Below are 20,752 nucleotides of genomic sequence, written 5' to 3'. Positions count from 1 at the left end.
GTGAGCAGTTCCATCAAGCGCCACAAGCCGCGTGGCCTGCTTTAGCGAGGAATCCCGATGATGCGCAAACCCCTCACCTTGGTCAGCCTGTGCGCCGGCCTGGCGTTTTCTTCCCTGGCCTTGGCCCAAGAGCTGCCGCAGCGCTGGGTCAGCGCCGGGGGTGCCTTGAGCGAATGGATCAGCGCATTGGGCGGCGAGGCGCATCTGGTCGGCGTCGACACCACCAGCCAGCACCCGCAAACGCTCAAGGCGCTGCCAAGCATCGGCTATCAGCGGCAACTGTCGGCTGAAGGCATTCTCAGCCTGCGCCCCGATGTGCTGGCCGGCACCGATGAGATGGGGCCGCCGCCCGCGCTTGCACAGGTGCGCAGCGCCGGGGTGCGGGTCGAGCTGTTTTCCAGCGAGCCGGCACTTGCCGCAGTCGACGACAACCTCAAGCGCCTTGGCAGCTTGCTCGGCGCCGAGCAGCAGGCCGTTACGCTGGCTGGCGACTACCGCCAGCGGATCGATGCGTTGAACACCTCGATCCAGCGTGCCCAGGCCAAGCAGTCCGCGCCCGGTGTGCTGTTGCTGGTCGGCCATGCCGGTGGCAAGCCCTTGCTGGCAGGGCAGGGCACGTCGGGGGACTGGCTGCTCAAGCAGGCCGGCGCGCGCAATCTGGCCGATCATCAGGGCTACAAACCCCTGTCGCTGGAGGCGCTGGCGGCCATGGACCCGGACGTGCTGGTGGTGTCCGACCGTGCCTTGGACGGCGAAGCGGCCGTGCAGGCCTTGCTCAAGGAGAACCCAGGCCTGGCCGGTTCCCGAGCGGTACGTGAGCAGCGCGTGATCACCCTCGACCCCACCCTGTTGGTCGGTGGCTTGGGGCCACGACTGCCCGCCACCCTGGAGCGTCTGGCCCAGGCGTTCTATCCCGCAGGCCAGGTCAGCCTGGCGCGATGAGGCGGTTGCTGGCACCGCGCACGCTGTTCATCGGGCTGGGCCTGGCTTGCGTATTGGCCGTCTGGCTGTCGCTGGCGTTGGGTCCGGTCAATCTGCCCTTGGCCGATACCTGGCGCGCGGGGCTGCGGCTGCTGGGCGTGCCGCTCTCGGGCGAAGGGCTGGGGCAGGCCGAACTGATCCTGGGGCAGATCCGTCTGCCGCGCACGTTGCTGGGCTTGGCCGTCGGCGCGGTGCTGGCACTGTCCGGGGTCGCCATGCAGGGGCTGTTTCGCAATCCACTGGCCGATCCGGGCCTGGTCGGCGTCGCCAGCGGCGCGGCATTGGGCGCCGCGATAGCGATCGTGGGCGGCAGCTGGCTGGGCAGCATCGATGAGGCGTTCGCGCCCTATCTGCTGTCGGTCTGCGCGTTTCTCGGCGGCCTGGGCGTAACCGCGCTGGTCTACCGCCTGGGCAGGCGCGACGGTCAGACCAGCGTGGCGACCATGCTGCTCGCCGGCATCGCCCTGACTGCACTGGCCAGCTCGGCGGTGGGGCTGTTCACCTATCTAGCCGACGACGCCACGTTACGCACCTTGACCTTCTGGAACCTGGGCAGCCTCAACGGCGCCAGCTATCAGCGCCTGTGGCCACTGCTGTTGGTCACCGGCGGCGTGGCGCTGTGGCTGCCGCGCCGGGCGCAGGCGCTCAATGCTTTGCTGCTGGGCGAGTCCGAGGCGCGGCACTTGGGCGTCGATGTGGAGGGGCTCAAGCGCGAGTTGGTGTTCTGCACTGCACTGGGGGTAGGTGCGGCAGTGGCCGCGGCGGGCCTGATCGGTTTCATCGGCCTGGTCGTGCCGCACCTGGTGCGCCTGTTGGCCGGGCCGGACCACCGCGTGGTGCTGCCAGCGTCGCTGTTGGCAGGCGGCACGCTGTTGCTGTTCGCCGATCTGATCGCGCGGCTGGCGCTGGCCCCTGCCGAACTGCCCATCGGCATCGTCACGGCCTTCATCGGTGCGCCGTTCTTCCTGTTCCTGCTAATACGGGGGCGCGGCTGATGCTCGAAGTCGAGGCCTTGCACCTGCGCCGCGGCCACAAAGCGGTGCTGAGCGATATCGACCTGCAACTGCAACCTGGTCAGATCGTGGGCGTGCTCGGCCCCAACGGGGCAGGCAAGAGCAGTTTGCTGAGCGTGCTGTGCGGGGAGCTGGCACCGAGTCAGGGACACGTACGTTTGGCGGGGCGTGCGCTGGACAGTTGGCGCGGGCAGGACAGGGCACGTTGCCTGGCCGTATTGCCGCAAGTCTCGAGCCTGGGCTTTTCCTTCACGGTTCGGGAAGTGGTGGGACTGGGTCGTCTGCCCCATTCCAGCGGCGAGCGGCAGGATGGTGAAATCATCGAAGCCGCGCTGCGGGCGGCCGATGCCTGGCACTTGTGCGCGCGTAGCTATCTGCAGTTGTCGGGTGGCGAGCGCCAGCGCGTGCACCTGGCCCGGGTGCTGGCTCAACTATGGCCTGGGGCGACCGGCACTACCCTGCTGCTGGATGAGCCCATCTCGATGCTCGACCCGCTGCATCAACACACCACCTTGCAAGCGGTACGCGAGGTCGCCGACCGCGGCGCGGCCGTGCTGGTGATCCTGCACGACCTGAACCTGGCCGCCCGCTACTGCGACCGCATTCTATTGTTGCAGGAGGGACGCTGCCACGCCTTGGACGTGCCGTCACGGGTGCTCACACCCCAAGCCTTGCAAGCGGTGTTCGGTATCGAAGTGCTGGTGCAAGCGCATCCCGAGCGGGGGCACCCGTTGGTCATCATGCGCTGAAGCGGCGAGAGGGGCTGACCCGCGTAGGGGCCGTTCCCGTCCGCAAGCCGTGAAAGGCGGACGGGAACGGCCCCCGATCTGGCTGTGGCAGGCGATGGACCAGATCACCTGCCATCCCCATCGACATCGACGAAAGCACCGGCCAAAAAAAGACCCGGCAAATTGCCGGGTCAAAAACCGTGATTAGCCTGATGAGGAGATAATCTGAGAGTCCGACCAAGGGCTTTCAGGTTATCCAACCAGTCTCGCGACCAGTTGTGATAATCATAACGATTCTCATTTCGTAGTCAATCCCCTGCACCGCATTTATCAAATTATTTTTTGGTTTAACGGTTTGGCATTCAGTTGCTGTAGCAGCGCCTGTTTGCGTTCACTTGGCAAATCGTTCCAGTGCATGTCGAGCAAGGCACCTTCGATGGCGTACAAAAGCACTTTCGATGCACGAAATCCCCGTAGCTTCACCGCCCGGTAGGCGCTGACCGCGCCGAGACGGCGTAGGTCGGAGAGGCTGTGGATGCCGACGGCATGGAGCCACTGCGCGGAGGTTTTGCCCAGGTTTTTAAGGTGCTGCAACTCATCGTTCATCAAGCCTCCTTGCGATGGCTGAACGGTGTCGTCTGAAAAAAATCCTTACAGAGCGGATGAGTGTAGCGGGGTTTTGCGAATACGCCTTTTTTGCCATACGAGACCGTGATCCAGCCTCGCATGGCAAGGTTTGGGCAGTTACAACCCTGGCAGGCGCTGGCGAATCTGCTCGATCAGCTCATCCATGGCACTGGCTTGGTGGGTGTCGACACGCTTGCTGAGCAAGGTTTCGTCTTGATCAAGCGGCTCGCGCCCGGCCTGTTGCGCCTTGACGACTTCCAGCGTGGCGTCCGACGGGTCGCTCTGCTCGGATTGACGCTGCTCCAGCCAACTGAGGATCACCGCTTCGGGCGCATGGCAGTCGAGGATCAGGAACGGCACGCCGGTTTCGCTGGCCACATGGGCCGCTGCATGGCGCTGGTCCTGCTTGAGGTAGGTGGCATCGAGCACCACGGGCAAACCTGCCTTGAGAATGGTCGCCGCCAATTGGTGCAGGCGCTGGTAGGTGGCGGTGCTGGCATCCTCGGCATAGATACCGCTAGCCAATGCCTTGGCCTCAGCCGACTGCTCGCCGAACAGGCGCTTGCGCTCCACGTCCGAGCGCACGCGAATGGCGCCCAGGGCTTCGACCAGGCGCATGGCCACATGGCTCTTGCCCACTGCCGAGACGCCGTGAGTGATCGCCAGCAGCGGCGAGGGGATGGCGCTATAGCTCTCGGCCAGGTTGGCGTAGTTGCGGTAAGTGCGCAGGGTGGTGGCGCGCTGTACGCCATCGGCATCGGCAGACAAGCCGAACAACGCGACCTTGGCCCGTACCAGCGCGCGGTAGGCCTTGTAGAAGTTGAGCAGTTCCAGGCCTTGGTAGTCGCCGGTCAGTTCCAAGTACTGGCTGATGAAGCGCCGCGCCAGCCACTTCAGGCCGCGGTCTTCGAGGTCCATGGCCAGGAAGGCGATGTCGGCGTAGACATCGGTCATGCGGAACGGCTCGTTGAACTCGATGCAGTCGAAGATCACCACCTTGCCATCGATGACCGTGGCGTTGCCCAAGTGGATGTCGCCGTGGCATTCGCGCACGAAGCCATCGGCCTTGCGCTTGAGCATCAACGATTCCAGGCGTTGGTAGGTGCTCTGCGCCCAGGCTTGCAGGTTGTCCAACTGCTCCAGATCGGCGCTGTCCTTGAGGAACGGACGAATCTGTTCGAAGTTCTGCTCGACCGGCTCCATGACGTGGTGCGGCGAACCCAACGGATTGGTGTCTGGCACGCGAGGCGCGTCGAGGTGGAATGCGGCGATTTGCCGGGCCAGTTGGTCGATATGTTCAGCGGTCAGTTCGCCGTTGGCCTGCAGGGCATTGAGCATGTTCGACTGCGGGAACTGGCGCATCTTCAACACGTACTCGAGCGCTTCGCCTTCGCCGCCGATGACCGGGGCCTCCACACTGCCGGTGATCGGCAGCACGTCCAGATAAAGGCCATCGGTCAGACGCTGGTTGAGGTGCAATTCTTCGTTGCAAAAATGCCGGCGCTTGTCCAGGTCGGTGAAGTCGAGAAAACCGAAGTTCATCGGCTTCTTGATCTTGTAGGCGTATTCGCCGGTGAGCAGGACCCAGGAGATGTGCGTCTCGATGAGTTGGAACCCGTCCACGGGATGGGGGTACAGGGCGCTGTTCTGCAGCGCGTCGATCAGGGCTTGGCTCACGAGCGATCCTTCGGAGGGTCAGGGAATTCGAGGGGGCCATTATGGTCAATGGTGCCTTCCCTGCAAACCGCGGGGATGCCTGCCCAGCCAAAGTAAAGTGCGTATAATCCGCCGCCATGACTCGATCCCGAAAGCCCCGTACCCCCAAGAAATCCAGCCCTGGACGCGGCCGCGTCCTGCTCGGCTGGGCCCTGAAGCTCAGCCTGGTAGGCCTGGTCGCGCTCGCCGGCTTCGCCGTGTACCTCGACGCCACCGTGCAGGAAAAATTCTCCGGCAAGCGCTGGACCATTCCGGCCAAGGTCTATGCCCGCCCGCTGGAGCTGTTCGTCGGCCAGAAGCTGAGCAAGAATGACTTCCTCACCGAACTCGACGCCCTGGGCTACCGGCGTGAAGCCGCCGCCAGCGGTCCGGGCGAAGCATCGGTCAACGGCAACAACGTCGACCTGAATACCCGTGGCTTCCAGTTCTATGAAGGCATGGAGCCCGCGCAGTTCGTGCGTGTACGCTTTTCGGGCGACTACGTGGCGGGGCTTGCCGGGGCCAACGGCAGCAAACTGGACGTGGTGCGCCTCGAACCGCTGATGATCGGCGGTATCTACCCGAAGAACCTCGAAGACCGCATTCTGATCAATATCGACCAGGTGCCGCCGTACCTGCTCGAAACCTTGATCGCCACCGAAGACCGCGACTTCTATAGCCACCATGGCGTATCGCCCAAGTCCATCGCCCGGGCGATTTGGGTCAACACCTCGTCGGGCGCGATGCGCCAAGGCGGCAGCACCCTGACCCAGCAGTTGGTGAAGAACTTCTTCCTGACCAGCGAGCGCAGCCTGAGCCGCAAGCTCACCGAAGCCATGATGGCGGTGCTGCTGGAGCTGCATTACGACAAGCGCGAAATTCTCGAGGCGTACCTGAACGAAGTGTTCGTCGGCCAGGACGGCCAGCGCGCCGTGCACGGTTTCGGCCTGGCCAGCCAGTTCTTCTTCAGCCAGCCATTGTCGGAACTCAAGCTGCACCAGATCGCCTTGCTGGTCGGTATGGTCAAGGGGCCTTCGTACTACAACCCGCGTCGCTATCCGGAGCGCGCCCTGCAGCGGCGCAACCTGGTGCTCGACCTGCTGGCCCAGCAGGGTGTGGCCAGCCAGGAGGCGGTCGACGCCGCGAAGAAGATGCCGCTGGGCGTGACCAAGCGCGGCAGCCTGGCCGACAGCTCCTTCCCGGCCTTCCTCGACCTGGTCAAGCGCCAGCTGCGTGAAGACTACCGCGACGAAGACTTGACCGAAGAAGGCTTGCGCATCTTCACCAGCTTCGACCCGATCCTGCAGATGAAAGCCGAAACGGCCATGACCGAGACCTTCAAACGTCTGGCCGGGCGCAAGGGCTCTGACGAGGTCGAGTCGGCGATGGTGGTGAGCAACCCGGAAACCGGCGAAGTGCAGGCACTGATCGGCAGTCGGCAGTCCGGCTTCGCCGGCTTCAACCGCGCCATCGACGCCGTGCGGCCGATCGGCTCGCTGGTCAAACCGGCGGTCTACCTCACGGCGCTGGAAAAACCCGGCACCTTCACCCTGACCAGCCTAGTGCAGGACGAGGCCTTCTCGGTCAAAGGCGCCGACGGCCAGGTCTGGCGTCCGCAGAACTACGATCGTCGCTCCCACGGCACCATTTACCTGTATCAGGGGCTGGCGCACTCCTACAACTTGTCCACAGCCAAGATCGGTCTGCAAGTGGGCGTGCCGAACGTGATCAAGACCATCGGCCGTCTGGGCGTGAACGTGAACTGGGATGCCTTCCCGTCGATGTTGCTGGGCGCGGGTGGCATGTCGCCCATGCAGGTGGCGACGATGTACCAGACCATCGCCAATGGCGGCTTCAATACGCCGATGCGCGGTATCCGCAGCGTACTGACCGCCGAAGGCGAACCGCTCAAGCGTTATCCCTTCCAGGTCCAGCAGACCTTCGACGGCGGCGCCATCTATCTGGTGCAGAACGCCATGCAGCGGGTGATGCGCGAAGGCACCGGACGCTCGGTCTACAATGTGCTGCCCAACTCGTTGACCCTGGCGGGCAAGACCGGTACCAGCAACGATTCGCGCGACAGCTGGTTCTCCGGCTTCAGCCAAGACCTGCTGGCTGTGGTCTGGCTGGGCCGCGACGACAACGGCAAGACGCCGTTCACCGGCGCCACCGGCGCGTTGCAGGTCTGGACCAGCTTCATGCACAAGGCCGACCCGTTGCCCTTGGACATGCCGCAACCGGACAACATCGTCCAGGCCTGGATCGATCCGAACACCGGGCAGGGGTCCGACCAGAGCTGTCCGGGCGCCGTGCAGATGCCGTATATTCGCGGCAGCGAGCCTGCGGCCGGTGCCGCCTGTGGTGGCGAGCAAGCGCCGGACGACTCGGTCATGGACTGGGTCAAGGGCTGGATGAATTGAGCACTAGAGCATGAGAGGGCGTGAATTGAACAAGTGGTGGTTTCCAGTCTTGACGGCCATTGCCGTGCTGCAGGGTTGCTCCAGCGTTCCGCGCGGCAACATTCCGGTCGTGGAGTCGAGCTCTCGGGTGTCCAACAGCGAGCGCATCCAGCAGCGTGCGCACACGGCGGCAGCGCCCAACACCGGCACTGCCCAGGCACAGTCGCTGCCGGAAGACTCCGGCGTGACCGTGATGATTCCCCAAGGTGCGGGCGCTTCGCCGATCCAGTCGTTCCCGGCCGGTAGCGGCGCCACGCCCATCGAGGCCACGCCCATCGAGACGGCGCCCGTCAATACCGCGCCCATCACCACCGACCCGAACCCCATCGCCGACGAGCCGTTCGACATCGCGTCGATGTCCGCACCGCAATCCGCGCCTGCCGCCAGCGCCCCGACCGGTATTCCGCGCAGCAACCGCGCTGCGGAACTGGCCGCCGACGAGCAGCTCGACGGCCCGGTACTGGCATTGCTGACTACCGCGCAGCAACAGCAGGGCAGTGGTGACTTCAACGGTGCCTCTTCGAGCCTGGAGCGCGCCCAGCGCATCGCGCCGCGCGAACCCCAGGTATTGTTCCGTCTGGCCCAGGTGCGTCTAAGCCAGGGCGATGCCGCGCAAGCCGAGCAGTTGGCCCGCCGCGCCCTGACTTACGCCAACGGTCGCCCCAGCTTGCAAGCCGAGCTGTGGAACACCATCGCCCAAGCCCGTGAAAAACAGGGCGACAGCGCAGGCGCGGCGGCGGCAAGGCAGAAAGCCAAGGTCAGCCTATGACCGTCGAGCAGCGTGTGCTGGACATCGCCGATCAGCTGCTGCTGATCGAGCGCGAATTGCAGGTGCAGGGCTGGTGGGTGAGTACTGTGCCCGATCCCAAGGCGCTGGCCAGCGTCGAGCCGTTCGCCGTCGACACCATGGCGTTCGAGCAATGGCTGCAATGGATCTTCCTGCCGCGCATGGCGCAGATCATCGAAGGCGGCCATCCATTGCCCAATGCTTCCGGCATCCTGGTCATGGCCGAAACGGTCTTCGCGGACCGTCCCGAGCAAAGTCGCGAGTTGCGCCGACTATTGGCAGCCTTCGATCGCTCGATCAGCGCTGACGCCTGATTTCTGCTCTTTTCACCCTCAGGGCCGCAATTTGTGGCCCTTTTTTATGGATAACTTTATTTTTCTGCTGCAACGGTAGTGAAACGTGGTGGCAACTAATCGTCCTGAGAGATTATCCGCAATAATTTTTCTTGACTTGAAGCCGCCGAATAAGAAGAATCCAGTTTCCGCTTAAGGGGGACTGCCAGAAGCAGACCCGCCAAGCAGATCATGAGGCGCATACCCGCGCCGCCTGCTACACCCCGCAACGCGTTACCTCGCGCTGGGTGGGAACCCCCCGCAACACTCTGGGGCGATCCCAATACTTGCTCAGTCAGTGCTGACGTTTTCGCTCATGCTCTGCTTGGCAGTAAACCTATTAAGACCCGTCCATCGAGGACGGTATTCTGGCGTTTTAGAGGTGAACATCGTGGAGCTCTTATCCGGCGCTGAAATGGTCGTCCGCTTTTTGCGCGACGAAGGCGTTAAGCACATCTACGGGTACCCTGGTGGTGCTCTCCTTCATGTTTACGATGCCCTGTTCAAGGAACCGGAAGTCGAACACATCCTGGTTCGTCACGAGCAGGCCGCGACCCACATGGCCGATGGCTACGCCCGTGCCACGGGTAAGGCCGGCGTCGTGCTGGTGACTTCCGGCCCTGGCGCAACCAACGCCATCACCGGTATCGCCACGGCCTATATGGACTCGATCCCGATGGTGATCCTGTCCGGTCAGGTACCCAGCACCATGGTCGGCACCGACGCCTTCCAGGAAACCGACATGATCGGTATCTCGCGGCCTATCGTGAAGCACAGCTTCATGATCAAGCACGCCAGCGAGATCCCCGAGATCTTGAAGAAAGCCTTCTACCTGGCAGAGTCCGGCCGTCCTGGCCCGGTCGTGGTCGACATTCCGAAAGACATGACCAACCCGGCCGAGAAGTTCGAATACGTCTACCCGAAGAAGGTCAAGCTGCGCTCCTACAGCCCGGCCGTACGCGGCCACTCCGGGCAGATCCGCAAAGCGGCCGAGATGCTCCTGGCCGCCAAGCGCCCGGTGGTGTACGCCGGTGGCGGAGTGATTCTCGGCGGCGGCTCCGAAGCCCTGACCGCGATCGCCAAGTCGCTGAACCTGCCGGTCACCAACACCTTGATGGGCCTGGGCTGCTTCCCCGGCAGCGACGACCAGTTCGTCGGCATGCTCGGCATGCACGGCAGCTACACCGCCAACATGGTCATGCACCATGCCGACGTGATCTTCGCCGTCGGTGCGCGCTTCGATGACCGCGTGATCAATGGCCCGGCCAAGTTCTGCCCGAATGCCAAGATCATCCATATCGACATCGATCCGGCTTCGATCTCCAAGCTGATCAAGGCCGACGTGCCGATCGTAGGCCCGGTCGACAGCGTACTGACCGAAATGCAGGCGATCCTCAAGGAAATCGGCGAGTTGCCCGACAAAGCCGCGGCCGACGCCTGGTGGAAGCAAATCAACGAGTGGCGTGGCGACCAAGGCCTGTTCCCTTATGACAAGGGCGACGGCAACGTCATCAAGCCGCAGAAAGTCATCGAAACCCTGTGCGAAGTCACTCGGGGCGATGCCTACATCACCTCCGATGTCGGCCAGCACCAGATGTTCGCCGCACAGTACTACCGCTTCAACAAACCCAACCGCTGGATCAACTCCGGCGGCCTGGGCACCATGGGCTTCGGCTTCCCGGCGGCGATGGGCATCAAACTCAACTTCCCCGAACAGGACGTGGCCTGCGTGACCGGCGAAGGCAGCATCCAGATGAACATCCAGGAGCTGTCCACCTGCATGCAGTACGGTCTGCCGGTGAAGATCGTCAACATGAACAACGGCGTGTTGGGCATGGTACGTCAGTGGCAGGACATGGCCTACAACGGTCGCCACTCGCATTCCTACGTCGAGTCGCTGCCCGACTTCATCAAGCTGGCCGAAGCCTATGGCCACGTCGGCATCCGCATCACCAAGCTCGAAGACCTCAAGCCCAAGTTGGAAGAGGCCTTCGCGATGAAGGATCGGCTGGTGTTCATCGACATCGCCATCGACCGCACCGAGCACGTCTATCCGATGCAGATCAAGGACGGTTCGATGCGCGACATGTGGCTGAGCAAGACGGAGCGTACCTGATATGCGGCACATCATTTCCCTGCTGCTGGAAAACGAACCCGGTGCCTTGTCTCGCGTGGTCGGCCTGTTTTCCCAGCGCAACTACAACATCGAAAGCCTGACCGTGGCGCCCACCGAAGACCCGAGCCTCTCGCGTCTGACGCTGACCACGGTCGGTCACGACGAAGTGATCGAGCAGATCACCAAGAACCTCAACAAGCTGGTCGAGGTGGTCAAGCTGGTCGACCTGTCGGAAAGCGCGCACATCGAGCGCGAACTGATGCTGGTCAAGGTCAAGGCAACTGGCGCTCAACGGGCCGAGATCAAACGCACCACGGACATCTTCCGCGGGCAGATCGTCGACGTCACCGCCAGCGTCTACACCGTGCAGTTGAGCGGTACCAGCGACAAACTCGACAGCTTCATCCAGGCGATCGGTACGGCCTCGATTCTGGAAACCGTCCGTAGTGGCGTGACCGGCATCGCGCGTGGCGACAAAGTCCTGAGCATCTGACTCAATACAATTAGCGATGGCCCTACAGGGGCCGAGATATAACCAGGGGTATGTGCATGAAAGTTTTCTACGATAAAGACTGCGACCTTTCCATCATCCAAGGTAAGAAAGTCGCCATCATCGGTTACGGTTCGCAGGGCCACGCCCAGGCCTGCAACCTGAAAGACTCCGGCGTTGACGTCACCGTCGGCCTGCGCAAAGGCTCGGCCACTGTCGCCAAGGCCGAAGCCCATGGCCTGAAAGTCTCTGACGTCGCCAGCGCCGTCGCTGCGGCCGACCTGGTCATGATCCTGACCCCGGACGAATTCCAGGGCACCCTGTACAAGAACGAAATCGAGCCGAACATCAAGCAGGGCGCTACCCTGGCCTTCTCCCACGGCTTCTCGATCCATTACAACCAGGTCGTCCCGCGCGCCGACCTCGACGTGATCATGATCGCGCCGAAGGCTCCAGGCCACACCGTGCGCTCCGAGTTCGTCAAAGGCGGCGGTATTCCTGACCTGATCGCGATCTACCAAGACGCCTCGGGTAATGCCAAGAACGTTGCGCTGTCCTACGCCGCTGGCGTCGGTGGCGGCCGTACCGGCATCATCGAAACCACCTTCAAGGACGAGACCGAAACCGACCTGTTCGGTGAGCAGGCCGTGCTGTGTGGCGGTACCGTCGAGCTGGTCAAAGCCGGTTTCGAAACCCTGGTCGAAGCGGGCTACGCGCCGGAAATGGCCTACTTCGAGTGCCTGCACGAACTGAAGCTGATCGTCGACCTCATGTACGAAGGCGGCATCGCCAACATGAACTACTCGATCTCCAACAACGCCGAGTACGGCGAGTACGTGACCGGTCCTGAAGTCATCAACGACGAATCCCGCAAGGCCATGCGCAATGCGCTGAAGCGCATCCAGGACGGCGAGTACGCGAAGATGTTCATCAGCGAAGGCGCCACCAACTACCCATCGATGACCGCCAAGCGTCGTAACAACGCTGCCCACGGCATCGAAGTCATCGGCGAGCAACTGCGCTCGATGATGCCGTGGATTTCGGCGAACAAAATCGTCGACAAGGCCAAGAACTGAGTTCGGTCTCGATCACACGAAAAACGCGGCCTCGGCCGCGTTTTTTCGTTCTGGGGCCGGCATCTGGTATAAAGCTGACCGGTGGCGCGTGTGGCCGAACCGGTCATACGCGCCCGTGTCGAACGTTTTCCACCCTGTTGCAAGGTACTTTTACATGAGCGAACGTCCCGAAGAGCCGCATACGCCCTCCGACGCCGAAAGCCTGTTGCCTGTCGACGAGCATGTCGAAGAGGGGCACGATGCGGATGGGCACAAAGTGCGGCATCGCGGCATCTACCTGCTACCCAATCTGTTTACCACGGCCAACCTGTTCGCTGGGTTCTACTCGATCATCAGTTCGATCAACGCCCACGGCTACATGAGTGCCGGCAACCCGCGCGAGGCCAGCAACTACTTTGCCTTCGCCGCCATCGCGATTTTCGTGGCCATGGTCCTCGACGGCCTGGACGGCCGCGTCGCACGCATGACCAATACCCAGAGCGCCTTTGGCGCAGAATACGATTCGCTGTCGGACATGGTCGCCTTTGGTGTCGCCCCGGCGTTGCTGGCGTTCGTCTGGGCGCTTGGCGACATGGGCAAGGTCGGCTGGATGGTCGCCTTCATCTATGTGGCGGGTGCGGCACTGCGCCTGGCGCGTTTCAACACCCAGGTCGGCAAGGCCGACAAGCGCTACTTCATCGGGCTTGCCAGCCCGGCGGCGGCGGGTGTGGTGGCGGGCATCGTATGGGCCTTCAGCGACTATGGGATTCAAGGGTCGAAGCTGTCGTTCCTAGTGGCACTGATCGTCGCTGCGGCCGGCATGCTGATGGTCAGCAACATCAAGTACAACAGTTTCAAAGAGCTGGACCTCAAGGGGCGTGTGCCATTCGTGGCCATTTTGGCTGTTGTCCTGGTGTTCGCAGTCGTATTCAGCGATCCGCCGCGAATCCTCCTCTTGATCTTCCTGGGCTATGCCGCATCCGGACCTATCCAGTTCCTGCTGCGCAGCCGCCGTCGCAAACGCTAATAATCCGGCAGATGCAGGAATAAGCGTCAGGCTCCATAGTCTTACAGGTACATTCGCTACCCGTGCTATGGAGCCATCATGCTCATCAAGATTCGCAAGTCTTCCGACTGCGCCGCTTCACAGATCACCCCTGAATCCCTCTATCTTTCGCGCCGTAGCGTGCTTGGCGGCTCGCTCGCCGGTCTGGCCGTGGCCGGGCTTCCGCGTATCGGCGCGGCGAGCGAAGCCTCGCGTTATGCCGACGTCGAGCCTGGTAGAGCGCCAACCTGGTTCACTGACAAACTGCCCGGTACCCGTTGGGGCGCTGTCACGGTCAAGGATGAGGCGATCACGCCTTACAAGGATGCCACCCATTACAATAACTTCTACGAGTTCGGGCCTGACAAAGGCGATCCGGCCGCCAACGCCGGTAGCCTCAAGACCGAGCCCTGGAGCGTGGTGATCGATGGCGAAGTAGGCAAGCCTGGGCGCTATGCGCTGGAAGACCTGGTCAAGCCGAGCCAGTTCGAGGAACGTGTCTATCGGCTGCGCTGTGTGGAGGCGTGGTCCATGGTCATTCCATGGTTGGGCTTTTCGCTGGCTGAGCTGCTCAAGCGCGTCGAGCCTACGTCCAAGGCCCGCTTCGTACGTTTCGAAACCCTTGAAGATCCCAAGAGCATGCCGGGGCAACGGTCCGGTTTCGCGCTGATCGATTGGCCCTATGTGGAGGGTTTGCGTTTAGATGAAGCCATGAACCCATTGGCGCTGTTGGCAGTGGGCATGTATGGCCGTGAACTGCCCAACCAGAACGGTGCGCCATTGCGTCTGGTATTGCCTTGGAAGTACGGCTTCAAAAGTATCAAGTCCATCGTGCGTATCAGTTTGGTGGAGCAACAGCCGCAGACCACCTGGCAGGGCTTGGCGCCTACCGAGTATGGCTTCTATGCCAACGTCAATCCGACCGTGGACCACCCGCGCTGGAGCCAGGCGCGCGAGCGGCGGCTGCCGAGTGGACTGTTCAGTCCGAATGTGCGTAACACCGAGATGTTCAACGGTTACGCCGAGGAAGTGGCAGGGCTTTATCAGGGCATGGATCTGCGGAAGAACTACTGATGCGCTACCCACTGTTCCGCTTGACGATTTTCATCCTGGGGCTGGCTTTTCCTGCGTGGTGGTTGTACGAAGCGGCCACCAACTTGCTGGGGCCGGACCCAGGGAAGATTCTGGTCGACCGTCTTGGATTGGGCGGGTTGATCTTCTTGCTGGCGTCGTTGGCCATGACGCCGTTGCAGCGTATGACCACCTGGGCAGGCTGGATAGTCGCGCGGCGCCAGATAGGCCTGTGGGCGTGCGCTTATATAGGGCTTCATCTTTCAGCCTATCTGGTGTTCGTACTGGGGCTCGATTGGGGGCAGTTGGCCGTTGAGCTCAGCAAGCGTCCATACATTATCGTCGGTGCGTTGGCTTTTCTGGGTTTGCTGGTGTTGGCGGCCACTTCCAATCGCTACAGTCAGCGCCGGTTGGGTGCGCGTTGGAAGAGGCTGCACAAACTGACGTACGCCATCCTAGGGTTGGCACTGCTGCACTTCCTTTGGATCGTGCGTTCGGACCTGGCCGAATGGGCTATCTATGCGAGCATCGGTGCGCTGCTATTGATGGTCAGGATGCCTGCAATCGCCAAACGCCTGAAAAGTACCCGAAGCAGGGCGGTTTGAAACTATTTTGAAATAAGCCCTTGACCCCTCGCCAGATCTCTTTATACTGCGCACCACTTCCGGGGCAAACGGAACGGAAAACTCCTTGAGATTCAATGAGTTGAACGTTTTCTGAAGGCTGGAAGCGCTTCGATCTTCTGATCGGCAGCGGTGAAAAAGGCAGTTGACAGCAGGTTGTAACGCTGTATGATTCGCCTCCCGCTACGAGAGGTCGCAGCGAGCCAAGTGGTTGAAGTTGAACGAGATTCTCGCAAAACACTTCAAAATAAACACTTGACAGACACTGAGGACAGCGTAGAATGCGCGCCTCGGTTGAGACGAAAGGCTCAACCAACCGCTCTTTAACAATTTGAATCAAGCAATTCGTGTGGGTGCTTGTGAGTACGGACTGATAGTCACCAAGATTATCAGCATCACAAGTGACCATGCGAGAAATCACATAGTCATTTGAGATTGCTGAGCCAAGTTTAGGGTTTCTTAAAAACCCAAGCAGTATTGAACTGAAGAGTTTGATCATGGCTCAGATTGAACGCTGGCGGCAGGCCTAACACATGCAAGTCGAGCGGATGAGAAGAGCTTGCTCTTCGATTCAGCGGCGGACGGGTGAGTAATGCCTAGGAATCTGCCTGGTAGTGGGGGACAACGTTTCGAAAGGAACGCTAATACCGCATACGTCCTACGGGAGAAAGCAGGGGACCTTCGGGCCTTGCGCTATCAGATGAGCCTAGGTCGGATTAGCTTGTTGGTGAGGTAATGGCTCACCAAGGCGACGATCCGTAACTGGTCTGAGAGGATGATCAGTCACACTGGAACTGAGACACGGTCCAGACTCCTACGGGAGGCAGCAGTGGGGAATATTGGACAATGGGCGAAAGCCTGATCCAGCCATGCCGCGTGTGTGAAGAAGGTCTTCGGATTGTAAAGCACTTTAAGTTGGGAGGAAGGGCAGTCAGCGAATACCTGGTTGTTTTGACGTTACCGACAGAATAAGCACCGGCTAACTCTGTGCCAGCAGCCGCGGTAATACAGAGGGTGCAAGCGTTAATCGGAATTACTGGGCGTAAAGCGCGCGTAGGTGGTTTGTTAAGTTGGATGTGAAATCCCCGGGCTCAACCTGGGAACTGCATCCAAAACTGGCAAGCTAGAGTATGGTAGAGGGTGGTGGAATTTCCTGTGTAGCGGTGAAATGCGTAGATATAGGAAGGAACACCAGTGGCGAAGGCGACCACCTGGACTGATACTGACACTGAGGTGCGAAAGCGTGGGGAGCAAACAGGATTAGATACCCTGGTAGTCCACGCCGTAAACGATGTCAACTAGCCGTTGGAATCCTTGAGATTTTAGTGGCGCAGCTAACGCATTAAGTTGACCGCCTGGGGAGTACGGCCGCAAGGTTAAAACTCAAATGAATTGACGGGGGCCCGCACAAGCGGTGGAGCATGTGGTTTAATTCGAAGCAACGCGAAGAACCTTACCAGGCCTTGACATGCAGAGAACTTTCCAGAGATGGATTGGTGCCTTCGGGAACTCTGACACAGGTGCTGCATGGCTGTCGTCAGCTCGTGTCGTGAGATGTTGGGTTAAGTCCCGTAACGAGCGCAACCCTTGTCCTTAGTTACCAGCACATTATGGTGGGCACTCTAAGGAGACTGCCGGTGACAAACCGGAGGAAGGTGGGGATGACGTCAAGTCATCATGGCCCTTACGGCCTGGGCTACACACGTGCTACAATGGTCGGTACAGAGGGTTGCCAAGCCGCGAGGTGGAGCTAATCTCACAAAACCGATCGTAGTCCGGATCGCAGTCTGCAACTCGACTGCGTGAAGTCGGAATCGCTAGTAATCGTGAATCAGAATGTCACGGTGAATACGTTCCCGGGCCTTGTACACACCGCCCGTCACACCATGGGAGTGGGTTGCACCAGAAGTAGCTAGTCTAACCCTCGGGAGGACGGTTACCACGGTGTGATTCATGACTGGGGTGAAGTCGTAACAAGGTAGCCGTAGGGGAACCTGCGGCTGGATCACCTCCTTAATCGACGACATCAGCCTGCTGATGAGCTCCCACACGAATTGCTTGATTCATTGTACGAAGACGATGCTGTAACGCGACCCTGTTATAGGTCTGTAGCTCAGTTGGTTAGAGCGCACCCCTGATAAGGGTGAGGTCGGCAGTTCAAATCTGCCCAGACCTACCATTTCATGGTGCGGCTAGACGCTACGACACACGGGGCCATAGCTCAGCTGGGAGAGCGCCTGCCTTGCACGCAGGAGGTCAGCGGTTCGATCCCGCTTGGCTCCACCACTTTTTAGCATCGTTTTGCTGTTCAGAACTTAGAAATGAACATTCCACTCAACGCTTGAGTGCACTGAATGTTGATTTCTGACTTTTGTCAGATCGTTCTTTAAAAATTCGGATATGTGATAGAAATAGACTGATGGCCACTTTCACTGGTGGTGATCAGGCTAAGGTAAAATTTGTGAGTTCTGCGCGTAAGCGCAAATTGCGAATTTTCGGCGAATGTCGTCTTCACAGTATAACCAGATTGCTTGGGGTTATATGGTCAAGTGAAGAAGCGCATACGGTGGATGCCTTGGCAGTCAGAGGCGATGAAAGACGTGGTAGCCTGCGAAAAGCTTTGGGGAGTCGGCAAACAGACTGTGATCCAGAGATCTCTGAATGGGGGAACCCAGCCAGCACAAGCTGGTTATCTTGTACTGAATACATAGGTGCAAGAGGCGAACCAGGGGAACTGAAACATCTAAGTACCCTGAGGAAAAGAAATCAACCGAGATTCCCTTAGTAGTGGCGAGCGAACGGGGACCAGCCCTTAAGTTGGTTTGAGATTAGTGGAACGCTCTGGAAAGTGCGGCCATAGTGGGTGATAGCCCCGTACACGAAAATCTCTTGTCAATGAAATCGAGTAGGACGGAGCACGAGAAACTTTGTCTGAATATGGGGGGACCATCCTCCAAGGCTAAATACTACTGACTGACCGATAGTGAACCAGTACCGTGAGGGAAAGGCGAAAAGAACCCCGGAGAGGGGAGTGAAATAGATCCTGAAACCGTATGCGTACAAGCAGTGGGAGCCTACTTTGTTAGGTGACTGCGTACCTTTTGTATAATGGGTCAGCGACTTATATTCAGTGGCGAGCTTAACCGAATAGGGGAGGCGTAGCGAAAGCGAGTCTTAATAGGGCGTTTAGTCGCTGGGTATAGACCCGAAACCGGGCGATCTATCCATGGGCAGGTTGAAGGTTAGGTAACACTGACTGGAGGACCGAACCGACTACCGTTGAAAAGTTAGCGGATGACCTGTGGATCGGAGTGAAAGGCTAATCAAGCTCGGAGATAGCTGGTTCTCCTCGAAAGCTATTTAGGTAGCGCCTCATGTATCACTGTAGGGGGTAGAGCACTGTTTCGGCTAGGGGGTCATCCCGACTTACCAAACCGATGCAAACTCCGAATACCTACAAGTGCCGAGCATGGGAGACACACGGCGGGTGCTAACGTCCGTCGTGAAAAGGGAAACAACCCAGACCGTCAGCTAAGGTCCCAAAATCCTGGTTAAGTGGGAAACGATGTGGGAAGGCTTAGACAGCTAGGAGGTTGGCTTAGAAGCAGCCACCCTTTAAAGAAAGCGTAATAGCTCACTAGTCGAGTCGGCCTGCGCGGAAGATGTAACGGGGCTCAAACCAGGTACCGAAGCTACGGGTATCACCTTTTGGTGATGCGGTAGAGGAGCGTTCTGTAAGCCTGTGAAGGTGAGTTGAGAAGCTTGCTGGAGGTATCAGAAGTGCGAATGCTGACATGAGTAACGACAATGCGAGTGAAAAACTCGCACGCCGAAAGACCAAGGTTTCCTGCGCAACGTTAATCGACGCAGGGTTAGTCGGTCCCTAAGGCGAGGCTGAAAAGCGTAGTCGATGGAAAACAGGTTAATATTCCTGTACTTGCGATTGTTGCGATGGAGGGACGGAGAAGGCTAGGCCAGCTTGGCGTTGGTTGTCCAAGTTTAAGGTGGTAGGCTGAGATCTTAGGCAAATCCGGGATCTTAAGGCCGAGAGCTGATGACGAGTTGCCTTTAGGCGACGAAGTGGTTGATGCCATGCTTCCAAGAAAAGCTCCTAAGCTTCAGACAATCGGGAACCGTACCCCAAACCGACACAGGTGGTTGGGTAGAGAATACCAAGGCGCTTGAGAGAACTCGGGTGAAGGAACTAGGCAAAATGGCACCGTAACTTCGGGAGAAGGTGCGCCGGTGAGGGTGAAGGACTTGCTCCGTAAGCTCATGCCGGTCGAAGATACCAGGCCGCTGCGACTGTTTATTAAAAACACAGCACTCTGCAAACACGAAAGTGGACGTATAGGGTGTGACGCCTGCCCGGTGCCGGAAGGTTAATTGATGGGGTTAGCGCAAGCGAAGCTCTTGATCGAAGCCCCGGTAAACGGCGGCCGTAACTATAACGGTCCTAAGGTAGCGAAATTCCTTGTCGGGTAAGTTCCGACCTGCACGAATGGCGTAACGATGGCGGCGCTGTCTCCACCCGAGACTCAGTGAAATTGAAATCGCTGTGAAGATGCAGTGTATCCGCGGCTAGACGGAAAGACCCCGTGAACCTTTACTATAGCTTTGCACTGGACTTTGAATTTGCTTGTGTAGGATAGGTGGGAGGCTTTGAAGTGGGGACGCCAGTCCTCATGGAGCCATCCTTGAAATACCACCCTGGCAACTTTGAGGTTCTAACTCAGGTCCGTCATCCGGATCGAGGACAGTGTATGGTGGGTAGTTTGACTGGGGCGGTCTCCTCCCAAAGAGTAACGGAGGAGTACGAAGGTGCGCTCAGACCGGTCGGAAATCGGTCGTAGAGTATAAAGGCAAAAGCGCGCTTGACTGCGAGACCCACACGTCGAGCAGGTACGAAAGTAGGTCTTAGTGATCCGGTGGTTCTGTATGGAAGGGCCATCGCTCAACGGATAAAAGGTACTCCGGGGATAACAGGCTGATACCGCCCAAGAGTTCATATCGACGGCGGTGTTTGGCACCTCGATGTCGGCTCATCACATCCTGGGGCTGAAGCCGGTCCCAAGGGTATGGCTGTTCGCCATTTAAAGTGGTACGCGAGCTGGGTTTAGAACGTCGTGAGACAGTTCGGTCCCTATCTGCCGTGGACGTTTGAGATTTGAGAGGGGCTGCTCCTAGTACGAGAGGACCGGAGTGGACGAACCTCTGGTGTTCCGGTTGTCACGCCAGTGGCATTGCCGGGTAGCTATGTTCGGAAGAGATAACCGCTGAAAGCATCTAAGCGGGAAACTTGCCTCAAGATGAGATCTCACTGGGATCTTGAATCCCCTAAAGGGCCGTCGAAGACTACGACGTTGATAGGTTGGGTGTGTAAGCGCTGTGAGGCGTTGAGCTAACCAATACTAATTGCCCGTGAGGCTTGACCATATAACACCCAAGCAATCTGCCAAGCGCAGGTTGGGTGGAAGACGCATCGACGAAGATTCGCACACAGATCATCACATATCCGAATTGGCTGGCCCGTCGGCAACGACGAACCGGCAACCGAATTTCTTGACGACCATAGAGCATTGGAACCACCTGATCCCATCCCGAACTCAGCAGTGAAACGATGCATCGCCGATGGTAGTGTGGGGTTTCCCCATGTGAGAGTAGGTCATCGTCAAGATTCATTTCGCAAAACCCCTATCTGCGCATGCAGGTAGGGGTTTTGTCTTTTCT

General features: G+C 59.5%; 14 protein-coding genes, 2 tRNA genes and 3 rRNA genes. 17 read left to right on the top strand and 2 right to left on the bottom strand.

Annotated features, from left to right (window positions below):
- Positions 1 to 57 precede the first annotated feature (57 nt).
- Genes ACSMEV_RS00095 through ACSMEV_RS00085 form a run of 3 tightly spaced genes read left to right on the top strand, consistent with a single transcriptional unit; the run spans position 58 to position 2,743 of the window.
- The gene (locus tag ACSMEV_RS00095; protein WP_459206764.1) at positions 58 to 942 is read left to right on the top strand and encodes a heme/hemin ABC transporter substrate-binding protein; all 885 of its coding nucleotides are present in this window, start codon (positions 58 to 60) and stop codon (positions 940 to 942) included.
- On the top strand, positions 939 to 1,976 hold the full coding sequence (locus ACSMEV_RS00090) for a FecCD family ABC transporter permease (protein WP_459206763.1): 1,038 nt from the start codon (positions 939 to 941) through the stop codon (positions 1,974 to 1,976). The genes ACSMEV_RS00095 and ACSMEV_RS00090 overlap by 4 nt, the downstream gene beginning before the upstream one ends.
- Complete coding sequence (locus tag ACSMEV_RS00085; RefSeq protein WP_459206762.1) at positions 1,976 to 2,743, top strand: heme ABC transporter ATP-binding protein; 768 nt, start codon at positions 1,976 to 1,978, stop codon at positions 2,741 to 2,743. The genes ACSMEV_RS00090 and ACSMEV_RS00085 overlap by 1 nt, the downstream gene beginning before the upstream one ends.
- A gap of 309 nt (positions 2,744 to 3,052) precedes the next feature.
- On the opposite strand, the gene ACSMEV_RS00080 is transcribed toward ACSMEV_RS00085, so the two are convergent.
- Positions 3,053 to 3,328, bottom strand: a complete 276-nt coding sequence (locus ACSMEV_RS00080) for a TfoX/Sxy family protein (protein WP_296265779.1) — start codon at positions 3,326 to 3,328, stop codon at positions 3,053 to 3,055.
- 138 nt (positions 3,329 to 3,466) lie between these two features.
- Positions 3,467 to 5,026 carry a bifunctional aminoglycoside phosphotransferase/ATP-binding protein gene (locus tag ACSMEV_RS00075; RefSeq protein WP_459206761.1) on the bottom strand — a complete coding sequence of 520 codons (1,560 nt, stop codon included), beginning with the start codon at positions 5,024 to 5,026 and terminating at the stop codon, positions 3,467 to 3,469.
- Between the two features lie 116 nt (positions 5,027 to 5,142).
- Here ACSMEV_RS00075 and mrcB point away from each other — a divergent pair, with 116 nt between their 5' ends.
- From mrcB to rrf, 14 genes are all read left to right on the top strand, one after another.
- Positions 5,143 to 7,464 carry a penicillin-binding protein 1B gene (mrcB, locus tag ACSMEV_RS00070; protein WP_459206760.1) on the top strand — a complete coding sequence of 774 codons (2,322 nt, stop codon included), beginning with the start codon at positions 5,143 to 5,145 and terminating at the stop codon, positions 7,462 to 7,464.
- Positions 7,465 to 7,474: 10 nt separating this feature from the next.
- The gene (locus tag ACSMEV_RS00065; protein ID WP_459206759.1) at positions 7,475 to 8,272 is read left to right on the top strand and encodes a tetratricopeptide repeat protein; all 798 of its coding nucleotides are present in this window, start codon (positions 7,475 to 7,477) and stop codon (positions 8,270 to 8,272) included.
- Positions 8,269 to 8,604, top strand: coding sequence for a YqcC family protein (locus ACSMEV_RS00060; protein ID WP_459206758.1), 336 nt, complete (start codon positions 8,269 to 8,271; stop codon positions 8,602 to 8,604). The genes ACSMEV_RS00065 and ACSMEV_RS00060 overlap by 4 nt, the downstream gene beginning before the upstream one ends.
- Positions 8,605 to 9,013: 409 nt before the next feature.
- Entirely contained in the window at positions 9,014 to 10,738 is a 1,725-nt protein-coding gene (locus ACSMEV_RS00055; RefSeq protein WP_459206757.1) for an acetolactate synthase 3 large subunit, read from the top strand.
- A gap of 1 nt (position 10,739) precedes the next feature.
- Entirely contained in the window at positions 10,740 to 11,231 is a 492-nt protein-coding gene (gene ilvN / locus ACSMEV_RS00050) for an acetolactate synthase small subunit (RefSeq protein WP_296265768.1), read from the top strand.
- A gap of 56 nt (positions 11,232 to 11,287) precedes the next feature.
- Positions 11,288 to 12,304, top strand: a complete 1,017-nt coding sequence (gene ilvC, locus ACSMEV_RS00045; protein WP_459206756.1) for a ketol-acid reductoisomerase — start codon at positions 11,288 to 11,290, stop codon at positions 12,302 to 12,304.
- Positions 12,305 to 12,458: 154 nt separating this feature from the next.
- Entirely contained in the window at positions 12,459 to 13,310 is an 852-nt protein-coding gene (gene pssA / locus ACSMEV_RS00040) for a CDP-diacylglycerol--serine O-phosphatidyltransferase (protein WP_296265763.1), read from the top strand.
- Between the two features lie 78 nt (positions 13,311 to 13,388).
- The gene (gene msrP, locus ACSMEV_RS00035) at positions 13,389 to 14,402 is read left to right on the top strand and encodes a protein-methionine-sulfoxide reductase catalytic subunit MsrP (protein WP_459206755.1); all 1,014 of its coding nucleotides are present in this window, start codon (positions 13,389 to 13,391) and stop codon (positions 14,400 to 14,402) included.
- On the top strand, positions 14,402 to 15,004 hold the full coding sequence (gene msrQ, locus ACSMEV_RS00030; protein ID WP_459206754.1) for a protein-methionine-sulfoxide reductase heme-binding subunit MsrQ: 603 nt from the start codon (positions 14,402 to 14,404) through the stop codon (positions 15,002 to 15,004). Before msrP ends, msrQ begins: the two co-directional genes overlap by 1 nt.
- Before the next feature lie 497 nt (positions 15,005 to 15,501).
- Positions 15,502 to 17,038 (top strand): 16S ribosomal RNA (locus ACSMEV_RS00025).
- Positions 17,039 to 17,124: 86 nt separating this feature from the next.
- Positions 17,125 to 17,201 (top strand) — tRNA-Ile (locus tag ACSMEV_RS00020).
- A gap of 31 nt (positions 17,202 to 17,232) precedes the next feature.
- A tRNA-Ala gene (locus tag ACSMEV_RS00015) sits at positions 17,233 to 17,308 on the top strand.
- A 257-nt stretch (positions 17,309 to 17,565) separates the two neighbouring features.
- A 23S ribosomal RNA gene (locus ACSMEV_RS00010) occupies positions 17,566 to 20,458 on the top strand.
- Positions 20,459 to 20,583: 125 nt separating this feature from the next.
- Positions 20,584 to 20,699 (top strand): 5S ribosomal RNA (rrf, locus tag ACSMEV_RS00005).
- Together the 16S, 23S and 5S rRNA genes with 2 tRNA genes alongside form the textbook arrangement of a ribosomal RNA operon.
- Positions 20,700 to 20,752 lie beyond the last annotated feature (53 nt).

The organism is Pseudomonas sp. MLB6B (assembly GCF_054508135.1).
This window is presented reverse-complemented; position numbering and strand designations above follow the sequence as displayed.

Excerpts from the sequence above, each read along its gene's own strand:
- pssA (WP_296265763.1), top strand. The coding sequence starts at position 12,459 with ATGAGCGAACGTCCCGAAGAGCCGCATACGCCCTCCGACGCCGAAAGC.
- ACSMEV_RS00090 (WP_459206763.1), top strand. The coding sequence starts at position 939 with ATGAGGCGGTTGCTGGCACCGCGCACGCTGTTCATCGGGCTGGGCCTG.
- ilvN (WP_296265768.1), top strand. The coding sequence starts at position 10,740 with ATGCGGCACATCATTTCCCTGCTGCTGGAAAACGAACCCGGTGCCTTG.
- ACSMEV_RS00065 (WP_459206759.1), top strand. The coding sequence starts at position 7,475 with ATGAGAGGGCGTGAATTGAACAAGTGGTGGTTTCCAGTCTTGACGGCC.
- msrQ (WP_459206754.1), top strand. The coding sequence starts at position 14,402 with ATGCGCTACCCACTGTTCCGCTTGACGATTTTCATCCTGGGGCTGGCT.
- mrcB (WP_459206760.1), top strand. The coding sequence starts at position 5,143 with ATGACTCGATCCCGAAAGCCCCGTACCCCCAAGAAATCCAGCCCTGGA.
- ACSMEV_RS00085 (WP_459206762.1), top strand. The coding sequence starts at position 1,976 with ATGCTCGAAGTCGAGGCCTTGCACCTGCGCCGCGGCCACAAAGCGGTG.
- ilvC (WP_459206756.1), top strand. The coding sequence starts at position 11,288 with ATGAAAGTTTTCTACGATAAAGACTGCGACCTTTCCATCATCCAAGGT.
- ACSMEV_RS00095 (WP_459206764.1), top strand. The coding sequence starts at position 58 with ATGATGCGCAAACCCCTCACCTTGGTCAGCCTGTGCGCCGGCCTGGCG.
- ACSMEV_RS00060 (WP_459206758.1), top strand. The coding sequence starts at position 8,269 with ATGACCGTCGAGCAGCGTGTGCTGGACATCGCCGATCAGCTGCTGCTG.
- ACSMEV_RS00080 (WP_296265779.1), bottom strand. The coding sequence starts at position 3,328 with ATGAACGATGAGTTGCAGCACCTTAAAAACCTGGGCAAAACCTCCGCG.
- msrP (WP_459206755.1), top strand. The coding sequence starts at position 13,389 with ATGCTCATCAAGATTCGCAAGTCTTCCGACTGCGCCGCTTCACAGATC.